This is a genomic window from Rathayibacter sp. AY1C1 (genome assembly GCF_002932105.1).
Lineage (GTDB): Bacteria > Actinomycetota > Actinomycetes > Actinomycetales > Microbacteriaceae > Rathayibacter.
The window spans coordinates 16264-33929 of sequence record NZ_PSWH01000019.1; the positions used below are offsets into that span (position 1 = coordinate 16264).

The window sequence follows — 17666 nt, forward strand, 5'->3', positions numbered from 1 at the left end:
CCATGATCCTGGCCTTCATGGCCCTGATCATGACCAAGCGGCTGACGCCGATGGTCGCCCTGATCGTCGTGCCGACGATCTTCGGCCTCTTCGCGGGCGCCGGCCTCGGCATCGGCGACATGGTCCTCGAGGCGATCGGCAGCCTCGCGCCCACGGCCGCGCTGCTGATGTTCGCGATCATGTACTTCGGGATCATGATCGACGTCGGGCTCTTCGACCCGCTGATCCGCTTCATCGTCCGCGCGCTCGGCGACGACCCGGCGAAGGTCGTGCTCGGCACGGCGCTGCTCGCGGGTGCGGTCTCGCTCGACGGCGACGGCTCGACCACCTTCATCGTCACCACCGCCGCGATGCTCCCGATCTACCTGCGCCTGGGGATGAACCCGGTCGTGCTGACCTGCGTCGCGGGCCTGGCCAACGGCACGCTCAACATCGTCCCCTGGGGTGGACCGACGGTGCGCGCCGCCGCGGCCCTCCAGGTCTCGCCGAGCGAGATCTTCGTGCCGATGCTCCCCTCGCTCGCGGTGGGCCTGGCCGTCACGCTCGTCTTCGCCTGGTTCCTCGGGCTCGGCGAGCGCCGCCGCCTCGGCTCGCTCGCGCTGGCCGAGCCGATGCTCGAGCAGGAGCTCGTCGGCGCCGGCCGCGGCTCCTCCTCCCGCTCGGGCGGCGCCCGCACCGGCGGCCTCGCGGCCCTGACCGGGGGCATCCGCACCGTCGCCCGGGAGCGCTTCTCCTTCCTCCGCGGTCCCCAGGCCCTGCGCGGAGCCCAGGTGGCCGTCGCCGCCCGCGTGCAGGCCGACGACGCCGACACCGCGATGGCCGACACGATGCTCGACCCCGAGCGCGAGACGCTGCGCCCGAAGCTGATCTGGGTGAACCTGGTCCTGACCCTCGCGGTGATGACGCTGCTGGTCGCCGACATCCTGCCGCTGCCCTACGTGTTCATGGTCGGCTCCGCGGTCGCCCTCCTGATCAACTTCCCGAAGATGAAGGACCAGGCGGCCGAGATCGTCAAGCACGCGCCGAGCATCGTGGGCGTCGTGTCGATGGTGCTGGCGGCCGGCGTGCTGATCGGCGTCCTCAACGGCACCGGCATGGTCGACGCCATGGCGGAGTGGGTCGTCGCGGTGATCCCGCCGGCGCTCGGACCGTTCCTCGCCGTGATCACCGGCGTGCTCAGCATCCCGATGACCTTCTTCATGTCGAACGACGCGTTCTACTACGGCATCCTCCCCGTGCTCTCCGAGAGCGCGGCGAACTACGGCATCTCGCCGGTCGAGATGGCGCGCGCCTCCATCACCGGGCAGCCGGTGCACCTCCAGAGCCCGCTGGTCCCGGCGATCCTCCTGCTCGTCTCCCTCGCCGCGGTGAACCTCGGCGACCACCACCGCAAGGTGCTGTGGCGAGCGGTCGTCGTCTCGCTGGTCATGCTCGCCGTCGGCGTGCTGGTCGGCTCGATCCCCTTCGGCTGAGCCAGGCGAAGCCGAGCGCCGGAGCGCGAGCGATCGGAACGAGGACGGGACCGTCTGCCGCGGCAGGGGGTCCCGTCCTCGTTCCGCGGCTCGGTCCCGCAGCCCGCGCTAGCGCAGCAGCGGCGCCAGGTTCTCGGTCCACACGTCGGAGCCGACCTTGAGGATGAGGGCGCCGACCACGACGAGGAACGCGACCCGGATGAAGCGGCTGCCACGAGCGACGGCCATCCGCGAGCCGAGGTACGCGCCCGCCACGTTGGCGGCGCCCATCAGGAGGCCCAGCAGCCAGATCACGTGCCCGCCCGGCACGAAGTAGAGCAGGGCGCCGAGGTTGGTCGCGACGTTGACGATCTTCGCCTTGGCGCTGGCGAGCAGGAAGTCGTAGCCCAGCGCGGTGATCAGGGCGATGATCAGGAAGGTGCCGGTGCCCGGTCCGATCAGGCCGTCGTAGAAGCCGATCAGGAGTCCCAGCACGGCCGCGGTGACGAGGTGGCGCCGGCCCGCGTGCTTGAGCACCGTGACGCTGCCCAGTGCCGGGCGGGCGATCGTCACGACGGCGACCACGATCAGCGCGACGACGATGATCGGCTTGAACACCGCGGCCGGGAGGAGGCCGGCGAGCGTCGCGCCTCCGTAGCTGCCCGCGAGGGCGACTGCCGCCATCGGCAGTGCGGTGCGCAGATCGGGCTTCGCGCGCCGGTAGTAGGTGATCGCGCTGGTGGTCGTGCCGAAGATCGAGGCCAGCTTGTTCGTGGCGAGCGCCTGCACGGGCGAGATCCCCGGCACGAGGAGCAGGGCGGGGAGCTGGAGGAGTCCGCCGCCGCCCACGACCGCGTCGATCCAGCCGGCCGCGAAGGCGGCGAGGATCATCAGCGCGAGGACGGGGAGTCCGAGATCCTCTGTGAAGGTCAGCATCGGTCGGAAGCGTACGCGAGCACCGCGACCCCCTCGACCTCGGTGGCCGGGCCGCCCTAGGGTCGGCGGCATGCGATTCGGACTCTTCATCCCCCAGGGCTGGCGCCACGACCTCGTCGGCGTCCCGGCCGCCGACCAGTGGCGCACCATGAGCGACCTCGCCCGGCACGCCGACGACGGCGCCTGGGAGTCGATCTGGGTCTACGACCACTTCCACACCGTCCCGCAGGTGACGGAGGAGGCGACGCACGAGGCGTGGTCGCTGATGAGCGCGTTCGGCGCCACCACGTCGCGCGTGCGGCTGGGCCAGATGTGCACCTGCATGGGCTACCGGAACCCCGCCTACCTCGCCAAGGTCGCGACGACCGTCGACATCGTCTCGGGCGGGCGGGTCGAGATGGGCATCGGCGGCGGCTGGTACGAGCACGAGTGGCGCGCGTACGGCTACGGCTTCCCGCCGATCGCCGAGCGGCTGGGCCGGCTCGACGAGGGAGTGCAGATCCTGCAGCAGGCCTGGACGACCGGGTCCGCGACCCTCGACGGCCGCTACTACCAGGTGGACGGCGCGCAGAACCGACCGCTGCCCCTGCAGGAGGGCGGCATCCCGCTGTGGGTCGCCGGCGGCGGCGAGAAGGTCACGCTGCGGATCGCGGCCCAGTACGCGCAGTACACGAACTTCGCCGGGACCCCGGAGGCGTTCGACCACAAGAGCTCGGTCCTCCGCGGGCACTGCGAGCGCCTGGGCACCGACTTCTCGGCGATCACCCGGAGCTCGAACTACAACGTCGTGATCGGCGAGACGGAGGCGGAGGTCGAGGCGGCGCTGCAGCGTCTCGAGGAGCGCGTGGTCCCGTACCTCGGCGCGGAGGGAGCGGCGTCCTTCGTCGCCGAGTACCGCAGCCCCGACGCGCTCGCGGTCGGCACTCCCTCGCAGATCGTCGACCGGCTCGCCGGCATGCAGTCGCGCGGGATGGACTACGGCATCCTCTACTTCCCGGACGCCGCCTACGACCGGTCCGGCATCGAGCTGTTCGAGCGCGAGGTGCTGCCGGCGCTCTCCTGAGCGCGGAGCGGCGGGGGCTCCTACGCCTCCCGCCCCCCGCCCGCAAGTCCTTGGGGCGCCCCGGCCCCGCGCCTACGGTCGGAGCATGGACGCACAGGACATCCGCTGGAACGACGAAGCCCGCGACAAGATCCTCGAGGACTCGGACAGGGTCCTCCGCGAGGCGGTGCTCGACCTCGCGACGAGCAAGAAGGGCGAGCCCTGGGAGGACGTGTTCGCGGAGCTGAACGCGCGCCTCAAGGACCGCTTCATCGACTTCGAGCCCGGCCCGGACCTCCGCAAGTACGCCGAGGCCGTCTCCGCCGGGGAGATCGAGACCGGCTCGTGAGCGAGCACGACCGCGACGCCGCGCTCGAGGACGAGATCACCTCGATCCACGCCCTCGGCGAGGGCCGCGTCGGCGAGACTGCCGGCCCGGAGGACGAGGACCACGAGCTCTCGCCCGAGCAGGACGCCCGCATCGAGTCCGAGCTGAAGAGCCGGGGCAGCGAGAGCTGATCCTCTCTGTACGCGGAAGGCCCGCTCCCCCTCGAGGGAGCGGGCCTTCCGCGTGAGTCGCGACTACGCCGAGAGGGGCTCGTAGTCGGTGTAGCCCTCGGCTCCTCCGCCGTAGACCGTCTCCTGGACGACCTCGTTCTCGGGGTGCCCGCCCTGCCAGCGCTCGACCAGGTCGGGGTTGGCGATCGCCGGGCGGCCGACGGCCACGGCGTCGGCGTGGCCCTCGCTGATCAGCTCGGTCGCCTCCTCGCGGCTGGTCGGCGAGCCGAAGCCGCTGTTGGCGATGAAGACGCCGTCGAAGCGCGAGCGGAGGTCCTGGACCAGCTCGCCGGCGGGCTCGGCGTGCAGGACGCTGAGGTAGGCCAGGCCGAGCGGGGCGAGCCCGTCGACGACGGCCTCGTAGGTGGCGCGCACGTCGTCGCCGTCGGTCTCGACGACGTCCTGGATGTTGTGGGCCGGCGAGAGGCGGATGCCGACGCGGCCCGCTCCGACCTCGTCGACGATCGCGCGGGTGACCTCGAGCGGGAACGCGGCGCGCTCGGCCGGGGTCCCGCCGTACTGGTCGGTGCGCACGTTGGAGATGGGCGAGAGGAACTCGTGCAGCAGGTAGCCGTTGGCGCCGTGCACCTCGACTCCGTCGAAGCCGGCGTCGATCGCGCGGCGGGCGGCGGCGACGAACTCGTCGCGGACGGTCGCCAGCTCCTCGGTGGTCAGCGCGTGCGGCACCGGGAAGGGCTTCTTGCCGGAGGGGGTGTGCACCTCTCCGTCGATGGCGACGGCGCTCGGGGCGACGATGCGGTCGGTGCCGGTGATCTCGGTGTGCGAGACGCGGCCCGCGTTCATCAGCTGCATGACGATGCGTCCGCCCGCGGCGTGCACGGCGTCGGCGACGGCGCGCCAGCCCGCGGCCTGCGCGTCGGTCTCGATGCCGGGCTGCCCGGCGTAGCCCTTGGACTCGGCGCTGGGGAAGACGCCCTCGCTGATCAGCAGGCCCATGCTCGCGCGCTGGGCGTAGTACTCGGCGACGATCGCGCCGGGCACGCCCTGCTCGTCGGAGCGCAGTCGCGTCATCGGTGCCAGGACGATGCGGTTGGGGAGGTCGAGGTCGCCGGCGGTGAGGGGGGAGAACGGATCCACGGGATCGCCTTTCTACGGAGCTGTCTCAGGGGGCTGCCCTGAGGGGGGGAGGCACGTGCACCTGCGGCGCACTCCGGGCAGCAACCGCGAGCGGAGCACGGTCATTCCTCCTCCCGGCGTTCTCCCATCCCCCGCGCCCCGGGCACGCGGTCGACGGCCTGCCGCCTCCCGACTCCTGCTCGGACATCCGGGCTGTCTACACTCGGGAGGCGACGACGAAGGAGTGTGCGCGATGCCGGCGAGACCCCACCACCCCGTGAGCTCCCGGCTGCTGCCGGCGCTCGCGGCCCTCCTGATCGCCGCGGTCCTCGCGCTGGTCCCCGCGACCGCGGCGACGGCCGAATCGCCCGTCTCCTTCTCCTCCTCCACCGTCCTCGACTCGGTCGGGGTGCTGAGCTCCGGAGAGACCGCCGAGATCGAGCAGGCCTCGCGGGCCCTCTACGACCAGCACCGCGTGCAGCTGTTCGTCGCCTTCGTCGACTCCTTCACCGATCCGTCCGACCGCGCCGCGTGGGCGGACGAGACCGCGACCCGCAACGGACTGGGCACCGACGACGTCCTCCTGGCCGTCGCGGTCGACGCCCGCCAGTACCAGGTGTCGGTCGCGCAGGGCTTCGCCCTCGACGACGCGCAGGTCTCCTCGCTCCAGTCCGACGACATCGAGCCGAGGCTCGCCGACGGCGACTGGGCCGGAGCCGCGGTGGCCGCCGCCGACGGGATCGGGCAGCGCCTCGACGCGCCCAGCGCCGGCGAGTCCCTCGGCTCGGGGCTGCTGATCGCGCTCGGCGTGCTCGCGGCCCTCGTCGTGGTCGGCCTCGTGGTGCTGCTGCTCGTCCGCCGCGCGCGGAAGCGCCGCGCCCAGGAGGCGGTGGAGGCCTCGATCGACGAACTCGCCACCCGTGCCGGGTCGGCCCTCGTCCACGCCGACGACGCCGTCCGCACCAGCGAGCAGGAGGTCGGCTTCGCGGAGGCGCAATTCGGCGCCGACGCGACCGGCGCGTTCCGCGAGGCGCTCGTCACCGCGAAGCGCCTGCTCGGCGAGGCCTTCACCCTGCAGCAGCGCCTCGACGACGCCGAGCCGGAGACCGATCAGGAGCGCCGCGACGGCTACCAGCGCATCCTCCAGCTCTGCGAAGACGCCGAGCAGACGCTCGACGAGCGCGCGAGTGCGTTCGAGGAGCTGCGGGACCTCGAGAAGAACGCGCCGCAGGTCGCCGCCGCGCTCACGGCCCGCGCCGCCGAGGTCGGCGACCGCCTCCCCTCGGCCCGAGCCCGCCTCGCCGAGCTCGCGTCCCGCTACGCGCCGACCGCGATCGACGACGTGGGCGACGACGCCGACCAGGCCGAGGACCGCCTCCGCTTCACCCGCGACCAGCTCGCCGGCGCCCAGCAGGCGCTGCAGGCCGGCGACTCCGGCCGCGCCGCCGTGCTGCTGCGCGCCGGGCAGCAGGCCGCCGAGCAGGCCTCCGGGCTCGTCGACGCGGTGGCGACGCGCGGCGACGAGCTGCAGAAGGCGGAGGCGTCGCTCGCCGGCCGCATCGCCGAGATCCGCGCCGACGTGGCGCAGGGACGAGCGCTCGCCGCCTCCCAGGACGCGGAGTCCGCCGCCCAGGCGCAGAACGTCGCCGCGGCGGTCGCCTCGACCGAGGCCGCCCTCGACGACGTCGAGCGCGCCGCCTCCGTGCGGCCGAACGACCCGCTCGCCCTGCTCGAGGCGCTCACCGCCGCCGACGCCACGATCGACGCCGCCGTCGGCGGGTTCCGCGACGCGCAGGCCCAGCGCGAGCGCGAGCGGGCCGCCCTCGGCGCCGAGCTCACCTCCGCCCGCAGCCGCGTCTCGGCCGCCGAGGACTTCATCGCGGCCCGCCGCGGCGCGGTCGGCTCGGAGGCGCGCACCCGCGTCGCCGAGGCCGCCCGCTCGGCCGAGTACGCCGAGCGCATCGCCGCCACCGACCCCCGCGAGGCTCTCGCCTCCGCCCAGCGCGCCTCGCAGCTCGCCCAGCAGGCGCTCGAGCGGGCGCGGGCCGACGCCGGCGCCTACTCCGCGCCGAACGCCGTCGGCAGCCCCTACGGAGGCGACACGACCGGCGCGTTCCTCGGCGGGATCCTGGTCGAGTCGCTCCTGGGAGGCGGACGCCACAGCGGCTACCGCTCGGGCGGCTTCGGCGGAGGCGGGTTCAGCGGCGGCTTCGGCGGCGGCGGCTCGTCCCGGCGCTCCGGCGGCGGCGGCTTCGGCGGCGGGCGCAGCAGCGGCGGAGGCGGACGCCGTGGAGGCGGCGGGCGCTTCTGAGCGCCCCCGGGCATCCGCGCACGACCGACGACCATCACCTCCCCCACGACTCCGGCACCACCTCCGACATCCGGCACCACCCACGACGCAAGGAGAGACACCCATGGCTCAGAGACAGTCGATCTTCGGCCGCATCGCGCAGCTCGCGAAGGCCAACATCAACGCACTCCTCGACCAGGCCGAGGACCCGCAGAAGATGCTCGACCAGATGGTCCGCGACTACACCGACAGCATCCGCGACGCCGAGGCGGCGATCGCCACCACGATCGGCAACCTGCGCCTGCTCGAGGACGACTACCGCGAGGACGTGCAGAACGCCCAGGAGTGGGGCGGCAAGGCCCTCGCCGCGAGCCGCAAGGCCGACGAGCTGCGCACCGGCGGGAGCGCCGGCGACGCCGACAAGTTCGACGCGCTGGCCAAGGTCGCTCTGCAGCGCCAGATCCAGTCCGAGAAGGAGGCGAAGGACGCCGAGCCGACCATCGCCTCGCAGACCGAGGTCGTCGACAAGCTCAAGTCGGGCCTGAACCAGATGCGCGAGAAGCTGCAGCAGCTCTCGAGCAAGCGCGACGAGCTGATCGCGCGCTCGAAGACCGTCGAGGCGCAGAGCCAGGTCCAGGACGCCGTGAAGAGCATCGACCTGATGGACCCGACGAGCGAGGTGAGCCGTTTCGAGCAGAAGATCCGCCGCGAGGAGGCGCGCGTCCGCGGCGCGGAGGAGCTCGCCTCCTCGAGCCTGGACGCGCAGTTCGAGTCGCTCGAGGACCTCGGTGAGATGACCGAGGTGGAGGCGCGCCTCGCCGCGCTCAAGTCCGGCCGCCCGCAGGACTCGATCGGCTCCTGAGCCCGTGCGCCTCCGGCGGTCCTGCCGGAGGCGCACTCCCCCTTCCCGACACGCGCGGAGCGAAGGCTGGCAATCGCCATGGTGCGGTGCCGCCGCCGTCCCCGTAGTGTTCACACCAGGTTGCCCTTGACCCCGGTCGCCCTGATGCCGCGTCCGGCCCCTACCGACGCGGTGAACCATGAGCGGACCGCCCCCGTCGGGATCGCTCACCGAGAGACCGTCGACGCCGACGGTCACCACGAAGAGCGAGGCGCCGATGAGCACCCCCACCACCACGTCCGTCACCGGAGGCGCCCCCCGCGTCGTCCGCACCCGCCCCCGCGCCGACGGCCGCGTCAACCCGACGACCGAGTACTCCGGTCTCCTCAGCACGGTCCGCGACGCGGGGCTCCTCCGCCGCCGCACCGGCTTCTACTACACGATGTTCGGCGCGCTGGTCCTCGCGCTCGGCGGCATCGTCACCGGCTTCGTCCTGCTGGGCGACTCCTGGTTCCAGCTCCTGCTCGCCGCCGCCCTCGGCATCGTGCTGACGCAGTTCGCCTTCCTCGCCCACGAGGCCTCGCACCGCCAGGTGTTCGAGTCCGGCAGGGCCAACGACGTCGCCGGGCGCACCCTCGCGAACCTCTTCGTCGGCATCAGCTACTCCTGGTGGATGACCAAGCACAGCCGCCACCACGCGAACCCGAACGTGCTGGGCAAGGACCCGGACATCGAGCGCGACGTCGTCTCCTTCACCGCCGAGGACGCGGCCCGCTCGCGCGGCCTCTACGCCTGGCTCACCCGCCGCCAGGGCTACGCGTTCTTCCCGCTCCTGCTGCTCGAGGGCCTCAACCTGCACCTGCACGGCTTCCGCACCGTGTTCGGCAAGGGCAAGGTCGACAAGCGCTGGGTCGAGATCACCATGCTCGTCACCCGCGTCGGCCTCTACCTCGCCGTCGTCTTCTGGGCCCTCCCCCTCGGCCTGGCGTTCGCCTTCGTCGGCGTGCAGCTGGGCGTCTTCGGCCTCTACATGGGCGCCTCGTTCGCGCCGAACCACAAGGGCATGCCGCTGCTGCCGAAGGAGGCGCGCGTCGACTTCCTCCGCCGCCAGGTCCTCACCTCGCGCAGCATCCGCAGCACCTGGTTCACCGACCTCTACATGGGCGGACTGAACTACCAGGTGGAGCACCACCTCTTCCCGAACATGCCCCGCCCGGCGCTGCGCCGTGCGCAGGTCATCGCCAAGGAGTACTGCACCACCCACCAGATCCCCTACACCGAGACCTCGCTGATGGAGTCGTACGCGATCGTCGTCCGCTACCTCAACAAGGTCGGCCTGTCGGCCGGCGGCGACCCGTTCGACTGCCCCGCCGCCTCCGCCTACGGACGCTGAGCACTCCCCCTTCGGAGGCCCCTCGCACCTTCCCGGTGCGGGGGGCCTCCGTCGTTCGCGGGAGCGCAAGGGGGTGCCCCCGCGGGCGGCGGAGTCGTAGCGTCGGGACATGAGCAGCTCCGACTACGACATCGAGCCCACCCCCACCGACACGACCGACGGCGCCCGCACGCCCGACCCCGCCACCGAGACCGGCACCTCCGCGGGCCTCGACGAGGTCGGCGGCGCGGCCTCCCCCCTGGCCGACGGCGTCGGCGCCGACGGCGAGGAGCAGAACCCCCCGCTGCCCGACTGGGGCCCCACCGACGGCGTCCACGGCACCGACGCCGAGACCGACGCCTCGGGCACCGAGCAGCACTGACACGGCTCCGCGAGGGACCTCCCCGGCCGGTCGGCGAACGTTCCGACCGCGTTCCGAGGAGGTCCCTCCGTGTTCGCCGGAGGGTCGGCCGGCGCTCGGTCGGCGCGCCCTACACTGGCGAAATGCAGCCGACCGAACGCGCCCTCCGCGTGATCTCCTACAACCTCCGGGAGCACCGAGCGCACGCCGAGATCGCCCCCCTCGCCGCCCGCCACGACATCGACGTCCTGTGCCTGCAGGAGTGCGACACCACGAAGCTGCCGCAGGAGGTGGGCTCGCTCCGGCTCGCGTCCGTCACGGCCCGCAACCGCCTGGGCCTTGCCGTCTACTACTCGCAGGACCGCTTCGAGCTCTCCGGCAGCGCCGCTTTCGAGCTCAGCAAGTCCATGCACGACCGGGTGATGTCCCCCGCTCACGAGCGCCTGCTGGCCGTCCGCCTCGACGACCGCGACGGCGGATCGATCGCGGTCTCCTCCTTCCACGCCGCCCCGCTCTCGGCCGGCAACGCCCTGCGCCGCAAGCAGATCGACGAGGCGCTCAACCGGCTGCGCGAGTACGCGCCGGACACCCCCTCCCTGATGGTCGGCGACTACAACTACCCGTGGTTCTTCCGCGGACTCGACCGCCGGATGACCCGGAACGGCTACCTGGTCTCGCGGAGCGACTCCCCCACCTACGCGCGCTACCGCTACTTCAGCGGCCACTTCGACTTCGCGATCAGCGACTCCGTGCGGATCGAGCGGGTCTCCACGCTGCCCCAGGGCGTCTCGGACCACCTCCCGGTGATGGTCGACGCGCACTACGGCGTCCCCGCCGCCTGAGCGCGGGGCCCGCGGGCCCGCGCGGTCGGTAGGCTCAGGGGGTGACGACCCTGATCCTCGCCCGGCACGGAGAGACTGTCTGGCACTCCGAGAACCGCTTCGCGGGCTCCTCCGACATCGCGCTGACCCCCCGGGGCCAGGACCAGGCGGCGACTCTGGCCGCCTGGGCCGTCGACGCCGACCTCGAGGCGGTGTACTCCTCCACCCTGGTCCGGGCCGTGCGCACCGCCGTGCCCGCCGCGCGGGCGGCCCACCTCGAGCTGCAGCCCGACCCGGCCCTGGTCGAGGTCGACTTCGGCCGCGGCGAGGGGCTGACCACCGACGAGATGGAGAAGCGCTTCCCGGACGAGTACCACGCGTGGGTCGCGGCGCCGGCCATCCAGCCGATGCCCGGCGGCGAGTCCGGCCTCGACGCCGTCGCCCGCGCGAACACCTCCCTCGCCCGCATCCACCGCGAGCACCCCGACGGCCGCGTGCTCGTCGTCGCGCACGGCACGCTCATCCGCCTCCTGCTGTGCGCCTACCTCGGCATCAACCCCGAGACCTATCGGCACACCTTCCCGGTGGTCGACAACGTCTCGCTGACCACGCTGCGCTGGGACGCGACCGGCGTCGGCCTGCTCGGATACAACGTCCCGCCCGTCCAGACGCAGCGGCGCTCCAGCTGAGCGCAGCGGCCGCTCCGGAGCGGCGCCCGGCGAGCGCGGGCTCGATCGGCCTGGTGCTCGGGTCGGTCGCGAGCGTGCAGCTGGGCGCCTCCTTCGCCGTGCTGCTCTTCCCCGCCGCGGGGCCGATCGGCACCGTCACGCTCCGGCTGGTGTTCTCGGCCGTCGTTCTGCTCCTGGTCTGCCGTCCGCGGCTGAGCGGCCACAGCCGGAGCGACTGGGCCACCGTCGCCGCCTACGGTCTCGCCCTCGGCGGGATGAACGCCTGCTACTACGAGGCCATCGCCCGGATCCCGCAGGGCGCCGCCGTCACCCTCGAGGTGCTCGGGCCGCTGACGCTCTCGGTGATCGCCGGGAGGAGCGTGCTGAGCCTGGTCTGGGCGGTGCTCGCGCTGGCCGGGGTGGTGACCCTGTCGCAGGGCGGGTTCTCCGCGCTGGACCCGGTCGGCGTCGGCTTCGCGCTGGGGGCCGCAGTGCTCTGGGCCGCGTACATCGTCTTCGCCGGCCGCACCGGCGGGCGGTTCCAGGGGATCGACGGGCTCGCGCTGGCGCTGGCGGCCGGCGCGATCGTGTCGCTGCCGTTCGGCATCGCCTCCGCCGGGCCCGCCCTGGTGGTGCCGCCGGTGCTGCTCCTCGGGCTCGCCGTGGCGGTGCTCTCCTCCGCGGTGCCCTACGCGCTGGAGCTGCTGGCGCTGCGGCGCCTGCGCTCCTCCACCTTCTCGATCCTGATGTCGCTCTCCCCCGGGGCGGCCGCGCTCTCGGGCTTCCTCGTGCTCGGCCAGCGCCTCAGCGCCGTCGAGGCCGTCGGGATCGCGCTCGTGGTCGCCGCGAGCATCGGGGCGGTGCGGACCGCGCGGACCTCCGCCTGAGCGGCAGTTCTTTTGTTAGGCTAACTATGTGCCATCGACCGAGACCCTGCAGACCGAGACCCCTCAGACCGATCTCCCGCAGACCGATCTCCCGCTGACCTCCCTCGCCGGCGAGGTGCGGGCAGCGGTCGGCCGGCTCGGACGGCGGCTCCGGCAGGAGAAGGCCCAGCACGAGCTCAACGATCCGCAGTTCAGCGTGCTCGCGCTCCTGCACCGCGAGGGCGCGAAGACCCTCGGCGAGCTGGCCGAGGCGGAGCGGGTCCGCCCGCCGTCGATGACCCGCACGGTCGGCTGCCTGGTCGACGAAGGACTCGCGGAGCGCCTGGCCGACCCCGCCGACGGCCGCGTCACCCGCATCCGCCCCACGGAGGCCGGCACCGCACTGGTGCTCGACGTGCGCCGCAGCCGCGACGCCTGGCTCGTGGCGCGCCTCGAGGAGCTCCCTCCCGAGGACCTGCGCCTCCTCCACGACGCGGCGGCGGTCCTGCGCGCAGTGGCCGACCGATGAGCGCGATGTTCCGCTCCCTCGCCGTGCCGAACTACCGCATCTGGTTCGCGGGCGCGATGGTCTCGAACGTCGGCACCTGGATGCAGCGCACGGCCCAGGACTGGATCGTGATCAACGACCTGACCGACCACGACGCGACGGCGCTCGGCGTGACCATGGCGCTGCAGTTCGGACCGCAGCTCGTGATGGTGCCCTTCTCCGGCTTCATCGCCGACCGCTTCGACCGGCGGAAGCTCCTGATGGCCACCCAGGGCGCGATGGGCGCGCTCGGGCTCGGCCTGGGGCTCATCGTCGTGACCGGGGTCGTCCAGCTCTGGATGGTCTACCTCTTCGCCCTGCTGCTCGGCTTCGCCGCGGCGATCGACGCGCCCGTGCGCCAGACGTTCGTGTCGGCGCTGGTCGAGGAGCGCGACCTCACCAACGCCGTCTCGCTGAACTCGGCCTCCTTCAACTCGGCGCGGATGATCGGACCGGCCCTCGCGGGCGTGCTGATCGCCGCGGTCGGCTCCGGCTGGGTCTTCCTCCTCAACGCCGCGAGCTTCCTCGCCGTCCTGCTCTCGCTGCGCGCGCTGCACCGCGACCAGCTCCGCAGCGCCCCACGCGCCACCCGCGGCCCGGGTGCCCTGCTGGAGGGGTTCCGCTACGTGTCGAAGCGGCCGGACATCCTCGTGGTGCTCGCGATCGTGTTCCTGATCGGCACCTTCGGCCTGAACTTCCCGATCTTCGCCTCGACGATGGCGACGGTCGAGTTCGACATGGGGGCGAGCGAGTTCGGCCTCCTCTCCTCCGCGATCGCCGTCGGCTCGGTGCTGGGGGCGCTCCTCTCGGCTCGCCGCGACCGCCCGAGGCTCCGGCTCATCGTCGGCGCCTCCGCGGCGTTCGGCGTCGCGCTCGCGCTGGCCGGCGTCATGCCGACCGTCTGGGCGTTCGCGATCCTGCTCCCCTTCGTCGGCATCGCGGCGCAGACGCTGATGACCTCGGCCAACGGCTACGTGCAGCTCTCGACCGCCCCCGAGATGCGGGGCCGGGTCATGGCGCTCTACATGGCCATCTTCGTCGGCGGCACCCCGATCGGCGCCCCGCTGATCGGCTGGGTCGCGAACGCCTACGGTCCGCGCCAGGCGATGCTGGTCGGCGCCGCCTCCGGGATCGCGGCGGCCGCCATCGGACTCGCCTTCCACCTCCGCCTGCGCCGCGCCGCCCGGCTCGCGGCCCCCGGGCCGGAGGCTCTGCCCGCCACCGGCGGAGTCCCCCTGCTGCGTCCGCGCGCCTAAGCTCCGTCGGCCGGTCCGCACGCCGGGCGGATCCGCGGACCGCCCACTCGACGGGTCGCCCCCGACGCGGGGCGCGACCGCCGCCCGCCCTCAGGCCTCGCGGGTGATCTCGACGCGGACGAAGAGCTTCGACGAGCGGGGCCCGGCGAACACCCCGCGCAACGGCGCGATGTCGTTGTAGTCGCGGCCCCGGCCGACGATGACGTGGCGGTCGCCGATGTCGATCAGGTTCGTCGGGTCGTAGCCGCGCCAGGCTCCTCCGCAGAACCACTCGACCCAGGCGTGGGACTCCCCCACCACGGTCTCGCCGATCTCGGCGTGCGGCTTGGGGTGCAGGTAGCCCGAGACGTAGCGCGCCGGGATGCCCACCGAGCGCAGCGCCCCGAGGACGATGTGCGTGATGTCCTGGCAGACGCCCTCGCGCGCGGTCCACGACTCCGTCGCGGTGGAGTGCACGCCGGTGACGCCCTGCCGGTAGGTCATCGCCCGGCCGATCGTCTCGGCGATCATGAGCGCGGCCTCGCACGGGCCGGCCGCCTCGTCCGCGAGCGAGCGCGCCATCGCCGCGAGGTCCTCCGGCGGCGCGGTGCGGTGGGTCTGCTTCGACTGCTCCACGTACTCGGTGCGCGTCTCGACCTGCTCGGACAGCTGATCCCACCCGGTCGGGTGGTCGGGGTGCTGCTTCGGCCGGATCTCGACGAGCGAGGTCGCCGTCAGCGAGAGCTCGCGGTGGGCGTCGAGCACGTCGAACGACGAGACGCGGGTGCCCCAGTAGTCGGTGTAGGCGTGCACCGAGGTCACCGGCCTGATGTCGAGGTTCGAGAACAGCACCAGCTGCCCGTCCGAGGAGGCGGGGAGCATCCGCGCCTCGTTGTAGGACGCGACCACGTCCCCCGCGTAGGTGAAGCCCGTGGTGTGCCTGATGCGCAGCCTGCTCACAGCGCCTCCCCGATCCAGCTCGGCATGACGTTGGTGGGGAAGTACCGCTGGCGGATCGCCTCGGAAGCGGCCGAGGTCGCCTCCTGCACGCTGTCCATGTGCCGCGGCAGGTCCTCGAGGATGTCGGTGATCGGCCGGAACTCCAGCTCGCTGCGGATCCGCCCGAGGACGCGCTGCGCGTCGCCGGAGTGGCCGATGCGGCCGGTGCGCGGCTCGATGTCGCGCATGCACGCCTCCGCCCGCGAGACCGAGAAGAGGATCGAGCGCGGGAACAGCCGGTCCAGGAGGAGGAACTCGGCCGCGTTCCGCGCGCTCGGCACGCCCCGGTAGGTGCGCAGGTACGCCTCGTAGGCGCCGCAGGAGCGGAGGATCGTGGTCCAGGAGGGGCCGCTCGCCTCGGTCAGCGAGCGGGTGGCGAGCAGGCGGGCGGTCATGTCGGCGCGCTCGATCGAGCGGCCGAGCGTGAAGAACTGCCAGGCCTCGTCGCGCGAGGTCGCCGACTCGATGATGCCGACGGCGAGGGCGGAGCGCTCCCTCACCCAGCTGAAGAACTCCGACACCCGCTCGCCCGAGACGCGGCGCGGCATCCGGGTGCGCGTGGTGTTGAGGCACTCCCAGAGCTCCGTCGAGACGATCTCGCGCGCCCGGCGGGCGTTCTCGCGGGCGGCGCCGAGCGAGTAGGCGATCGAGGCGGGGTTCGTGCGGTCGATCGCGAGGATCGCCAGCACGTCGGCGCGGGTGATCTCGCGCATGTCGTCGGGCGGGGTCGAGCCCATCACGGACAGGAGCGAGCGGCAGGCCGTGTCCTCGTCGATCCACGGGTCCTCGAGCAGGAGCTGGAGGTGGACGTCGAGGATGCGGGCGGTGCCGTCGGACCGCTCGATGTAGCGGCCGATCCAGAACAGCGACTCGGCGATCCGGGAGAGCATCAGTCGTCCTCCCCCGCCGCGAGCGTCTGCTGCTGCTGCTGGTCCTGGTCGGTGTTCGGCGCGTCCTGCGGCGAGTGGTCGGGCGTGTGGTTGAGCGGGTAGACGATCGGGATGGAGCTGGTGACCGCGGCCTGCTCGGCGACGAGCGCCTGGATGTCGCGCGCCTCGGGCTCCGCGCTGCGCGCCTCCTCGAGGCCGACCACCCAGGTGTCCTTCGATCCGCCGCCCTGCGACGAGTTGACGACGAGCTGCCCCTCCGGGAGCGCGACGCGGGTCAGGCCGCCGGGCAGCACCCAGACGTCGGTGCCGTCGTTCACGGCGAAGGGCCGCAGGTCGGCGTGCCGGGGGCGCATCCCGTCGTCGACGAGGGTGGGGATGGTGGAGAGCTGCACGACCGGCTGCGCGATCCAGCCGCGCGGGTCGGCCTGGAGGCGGGAGCGCAGCTCCGCGAGCTCCTTCGCCGAGGCGGCCGGCCCGACGACCAGGCCCTTGCCGCCGGAGCCGTCGACCGGCTTCACGACGAGCTCGTCGAGGCGGTCGAGCACCTCCTCGAGCGCTCCCGGGTCCTCGAGCCGCCACGTGTCGACGTTCTTGATCACCGGCTCCTCCGAGAGGTAGTAGCGGATGAGGTCGGGCAGGTAGGTGTAGACGAGCTTGTCGTCGGCGACGCCGTTGCCGACCGCGTTGGCGATCGTGACGTTCCCGAGCCGGGCCGCGAGCATCAGCCCGGGTGAGCCGAGCATCGAGTCGGCGCGGAACTGCAGCGGATCGAGGAACTCGTCGTCCACGCGGCGGTAGATCACGTCGACCCGGGTCGGGCCGGAGGTGGTGCGCATGAACACCTTGCCGCCCGTGCAGAACAGGTCGCGGCCCTCGACCAGCTCGACGCCCATGAGGCGGGCGAGGAGGGTGTGCTCGAAGTAGGCGGAGTTGTAGACGCCCGGAGTGAGCACGACCACGGTCGGGTCGTCGACGCCGTCGGGGGCGGAGGCGCGCAGTGCCTGCAGCAGCTTGTTCGGGTAGTCGCCGACCGGGCGCACCCGCATCGAGACGAACAGCTCGGGCAGCGTCTGCGCCATCACCCGGCGGTTCGAGATGACGTAGGAGACGCCGGAGGGCACGCGGACGTTGTCCTCGAGGACCCGCCAGCCGCCCTTCTCGTCGCGGATCAGGTCGATCCCGGACACCTGGATCCGCACGCCGTTCGCGGGGACGATGCCCGCGGCCTGCCGGTGGAAGTGGCTCGAGCTCGAGATCAGCCCGGCGGGGATGACGCCGTCGGCCACGGCGTTCTGCGGGCCGTAGACGTCGGCGAGGAACGCCTCGAGAGCACGGACCCGCTGCTTGATGCCGGTCTGCACCTCGTTCCACTCGGCGCGCTCGATCACCCGGGGGACGGCGTCGAGCGGGAACGGCCGCTCCTCCCCCGCGAAGTCGAAGGTGACGCCCTGCGCGAGGTAGGAGGAGGCGAGCGCGTCGGTGCGGCCGCGCAGCTCCTCCTGGGTCATCCGCGCGAGCGAGGAGTAGATGTCGCGGTAGGCGCCGCGGACCCCGTCGGGGCCTCCGGTCGACGCCACGTCGGCGAACATCTCGTCCCAGGGGGTGGCGCCCGTGTCGGGCCGCTCGACCTTCTGGGACCCGTATCCGTCGAAGAGGTCACCCATGGCACGACTCTAGTGCGGGGCGTATTGCGGGGATGTTTCGGGCGGCCG

Annotated in this window: 18 protein-coding genes; 13 read left to right on the forward strand and 5 right to left on the reverse strand. The window is 72.8% G+C overall.

Annotated features, from left to right (window positions below):
* The first annotated feature begins 2 nt into the window (after positions 1 to 2).
* Entirely contained in the window at positions 3 to 1472 is a 1470-nt protein-coding gene (locus C5C71_RS10455; protein ID WP_104233156.1) for a CitMHS family transporter, read from the forward strand.
* Positions 1473 to 1580: 108 nt separating this feature from the next.
* Here the strand turns inward: C5C71_RS10455 and C5C71_RS10460 are convergent, their stop codons facing one another.
* The gene (locus C5C71_RS10460; RefSeq protein WP_104223862.1) at positions 1581 to 2387 is read right to left on the reverse strand and encodes a TSUP family transporter; all 807 of its coding nucleotides are present in this window, start codon (positions 2385 to 2387) and stop codon (positions 1581 to 1583) included.
* Positions 2388 to 2457: 70 nt separating this feature from the next.
* On the opposite strand from C5C71_RS10460, the gene C5C71_RS10465 reads away from it, so the two are divergent.
* The 3 genes from C5C71_RS10465 to C5C71_RS17610 all read left to right on the forward strand — a co-directional run bounded on the left by C5C71_RS10465 (position 2458) and on the right by C5C71_RS17610 (position 3948).
* Positions 2458 to 3450: an LLM class F420-dependent oxidoreductase gene (locus C5C71_RS10465; RefSeq protein ID WP_104223861.1), complete on the forward strand. Its 993-nt coding sequence runs from the start codon at positions 2458 to 2460 to the stop codon at positions 3448 to 3450.
* A gap of 85 nt (positions 3451 to 3535) precedes the next feature.
* Positions 3536 to 3778: a hypothetical protein gene (locus tag C5C71_RS10470; RefSeq protein WP_068251275.1), complete on the forward strand. Its 243-nt coding sequence runs from the start codon at positions 3536 to 3538 to the stop codon at positions 3776 to 3778.
* Positions 3775 to 3948, forward strand: a complete 174-nt coding sequence (locus C5C71_RS17610) for a hypothetical protein (RefSeq protein WP_160035225.1) — start codon at positions 3775 to 3777, stop codon at positions 3946 to 3948. Before C5C71_RS10470 ends, C5C71_RS17610 begins: the two co-directional genes overlap by 4 nt.
* Before the next feature lie 63 nt (positions 3949 to 4011).
* On the opposite strand, the gene C5C71_RS10475 is transcribed toward C5C71_RS17610, so the two are convergent.
* Positions 4012 to 5085: an alkene reductase gene (locus tag C5C71_RS10475; RefSeq protein WP_104323710.1), complete on the reverse strand. Its 1074-nt coding sequence runs from the start codon at positions 5083 to 5085 to the stop codon at positions 4012 to 4014.
* 232 nt (positions 5086 to 5317) lie between these two features.
* Between C5C71_RS10475 and C5C71_RS10480 the strand changes: the two genes are divergently transcribed.
* The 9 genes from C5C71_RS10480 to C5C71_RS10520 all read left to right on the forward strand — a co-directional run bounded on the left by C5C71_RS10480 (position 5318) and on the right by C5C71_RS10520 (position 14086).
* The gene (locus C5C71_RS10480; RefSeq protein ID WP_104323709.1) at positions 5318 to 7375 is read left to right on the forward strand and encodes a TPM domain-containing protein; all 2058 of its coding nucleotides are present in this window, start codon (positions 5318 to 5320) and stop codon (positions 7373 to 7375) included.
* A 103-nt stretch (positions 7376 to 7478) separates the two neighbouring features.
* Complete coding sequence (locus C5C71_RS10485; RefSeq protein WP_104223858.1) at positions 7479 to 8216, forward strand: PspA/IM30 family protein; 738 nt, start codon at positions 7479 to 7481, stop codon at positions 8214 to 8216.
* 256 nt (positions 8217 to 8472) lie between these two features.
* Positions 8473 to 9588, forward strand: coding sequence for an acyl-CoA desaturase (locus C5C71_RS10490; RefSeq protein WP_181065694.1), 1116 nt, complete (start codon positions 8473 to 8475; stop codon positions 9586 to 9588).
* 109 nt (positions 9589 to 9697) lie between these two features.
* A complete protein-coding gene (locus C5C71_RS10495) occupies positions 9698 to 9949 on the forward strand; it encodes a hypothetical protein (protein ID WP_104246865.1) in 252 nt (83 codons plus the stop codon).
* A 122-nt stretch (positions 9950 to 10071) separates the two neighbouring features.
* Positions 10072 to 10770: an endonuclease/exonuclease/phosphatase family protein gene (locus C5C71_RS10500; protein ID WP_104223855.1), complete on the forward strand. Its 699-nt coding sequence runs from the start codon at positions 10072 to 10074 to the stop codon at positions 10768 to 10770.
* 41 nt (positions 10771 to 10811) lie between these two features.
* Positions 10812 to 11438 carry a histidine phosphatase family protein gene (locus C5C71_RS10505; RefSeq protein WP_104223854.1) on the forward strand — a complete coding sequence of 209 codons (627 nt, stop codon included), beginning with the start codon at positions 10812 to 10814 and terminating at the stop codon, positions 11436 to 11438.
* A 53-nt stretch (positions 11439 to 11491) separates the two neighbouring features.
* Positions 11492 to 12304, forward strand: a complete 813-nt coding sequence (locus C5C71_RS10510) for a DMT family transporter (protein ID WP_258068707.1) — start codon at positions 11492 to 11494, stop codon at positions 12302 to 12304.
* Positions 12305 to 12332: 28 nt separating this feature from the next.
* Positions 12333 to 12812: a MarR family winged helix-turn-helix transcriptional regulator gene (locus tag C5C71_RS10515; RefSeq protein WP_258059385.1), complete on the forward strand. Its 480-nt coding sequence runs from the start codon at positions 12333 to 12335 to the stop codon at positions 12810 to 12812.
* The gene (locus C5C71_RS10520; RefSeq protein ID WP_104223853.1) at positions 12809 to 14086 is read left to right on the forward strand and encodes an MFS transporter; all 1278 of its coding nucleotides are present in this window, start codon (positions 12809 to 12811) and stop codon (positions 14084 to 14086) included. The genes C5C71_RS10515 and C5C71_RS10520 overlap by 4 nt, the downstream gene beginning before the upstream one ends.
* Before the next feature lie 90 nt (positions 14087 to 14176).
* Here C5C71_RS10520 and C5C71_RS10525 read toward each other — a convergent pair whose 3' ends face one another.
* Genes C5C71_RS10525 through C5C71_RS10535 form a run of 3 tightly spaced genes read right to left on the reverse strand, consistent with a single transcriptional unit; the run spans position 14177 to position 17618 of the window.
* A complete protein-coding gene (locus C5C71_RS10525; protein ID WP_104337647.1) occupies positions 14177 to 15025 on the reverse strand; it encodes a transglutaminase family protein in 849 nt (282 codons plus the stop codon).
* A complete protein-coding gene (locus tag C5C71_RS10530; RefSeq protein ID WP_104223851.1) occupies positions 15022 to 15954 on the reverse strand; it encodes an alpha-E domain-containing protein in 933 nt (310 codons plus the stop codon). Before C5C71_RS10530 ends, C5C71_RS10525 begins: the two co-directional genes overlap by 4 nt.
* On the reverse strand, positions 15954 to 17618 hold the full coding sequence (locus C5C71_RS10535) for a circularly permuted type 2 ATP-grasp protein (RefSeq protein WP_104223850.1): 1665 nt from the start codon (positions 17616 to 17618) through the stop codon (positions 15954 to 15956). The genes C5C71_RS10530 and C5C71_RS10535 overlap by 1 nt, the downstream gene beginning before the upstream one ends.
* Positions 17619 to 17666 lie beyond the last annotated feature (48 nt).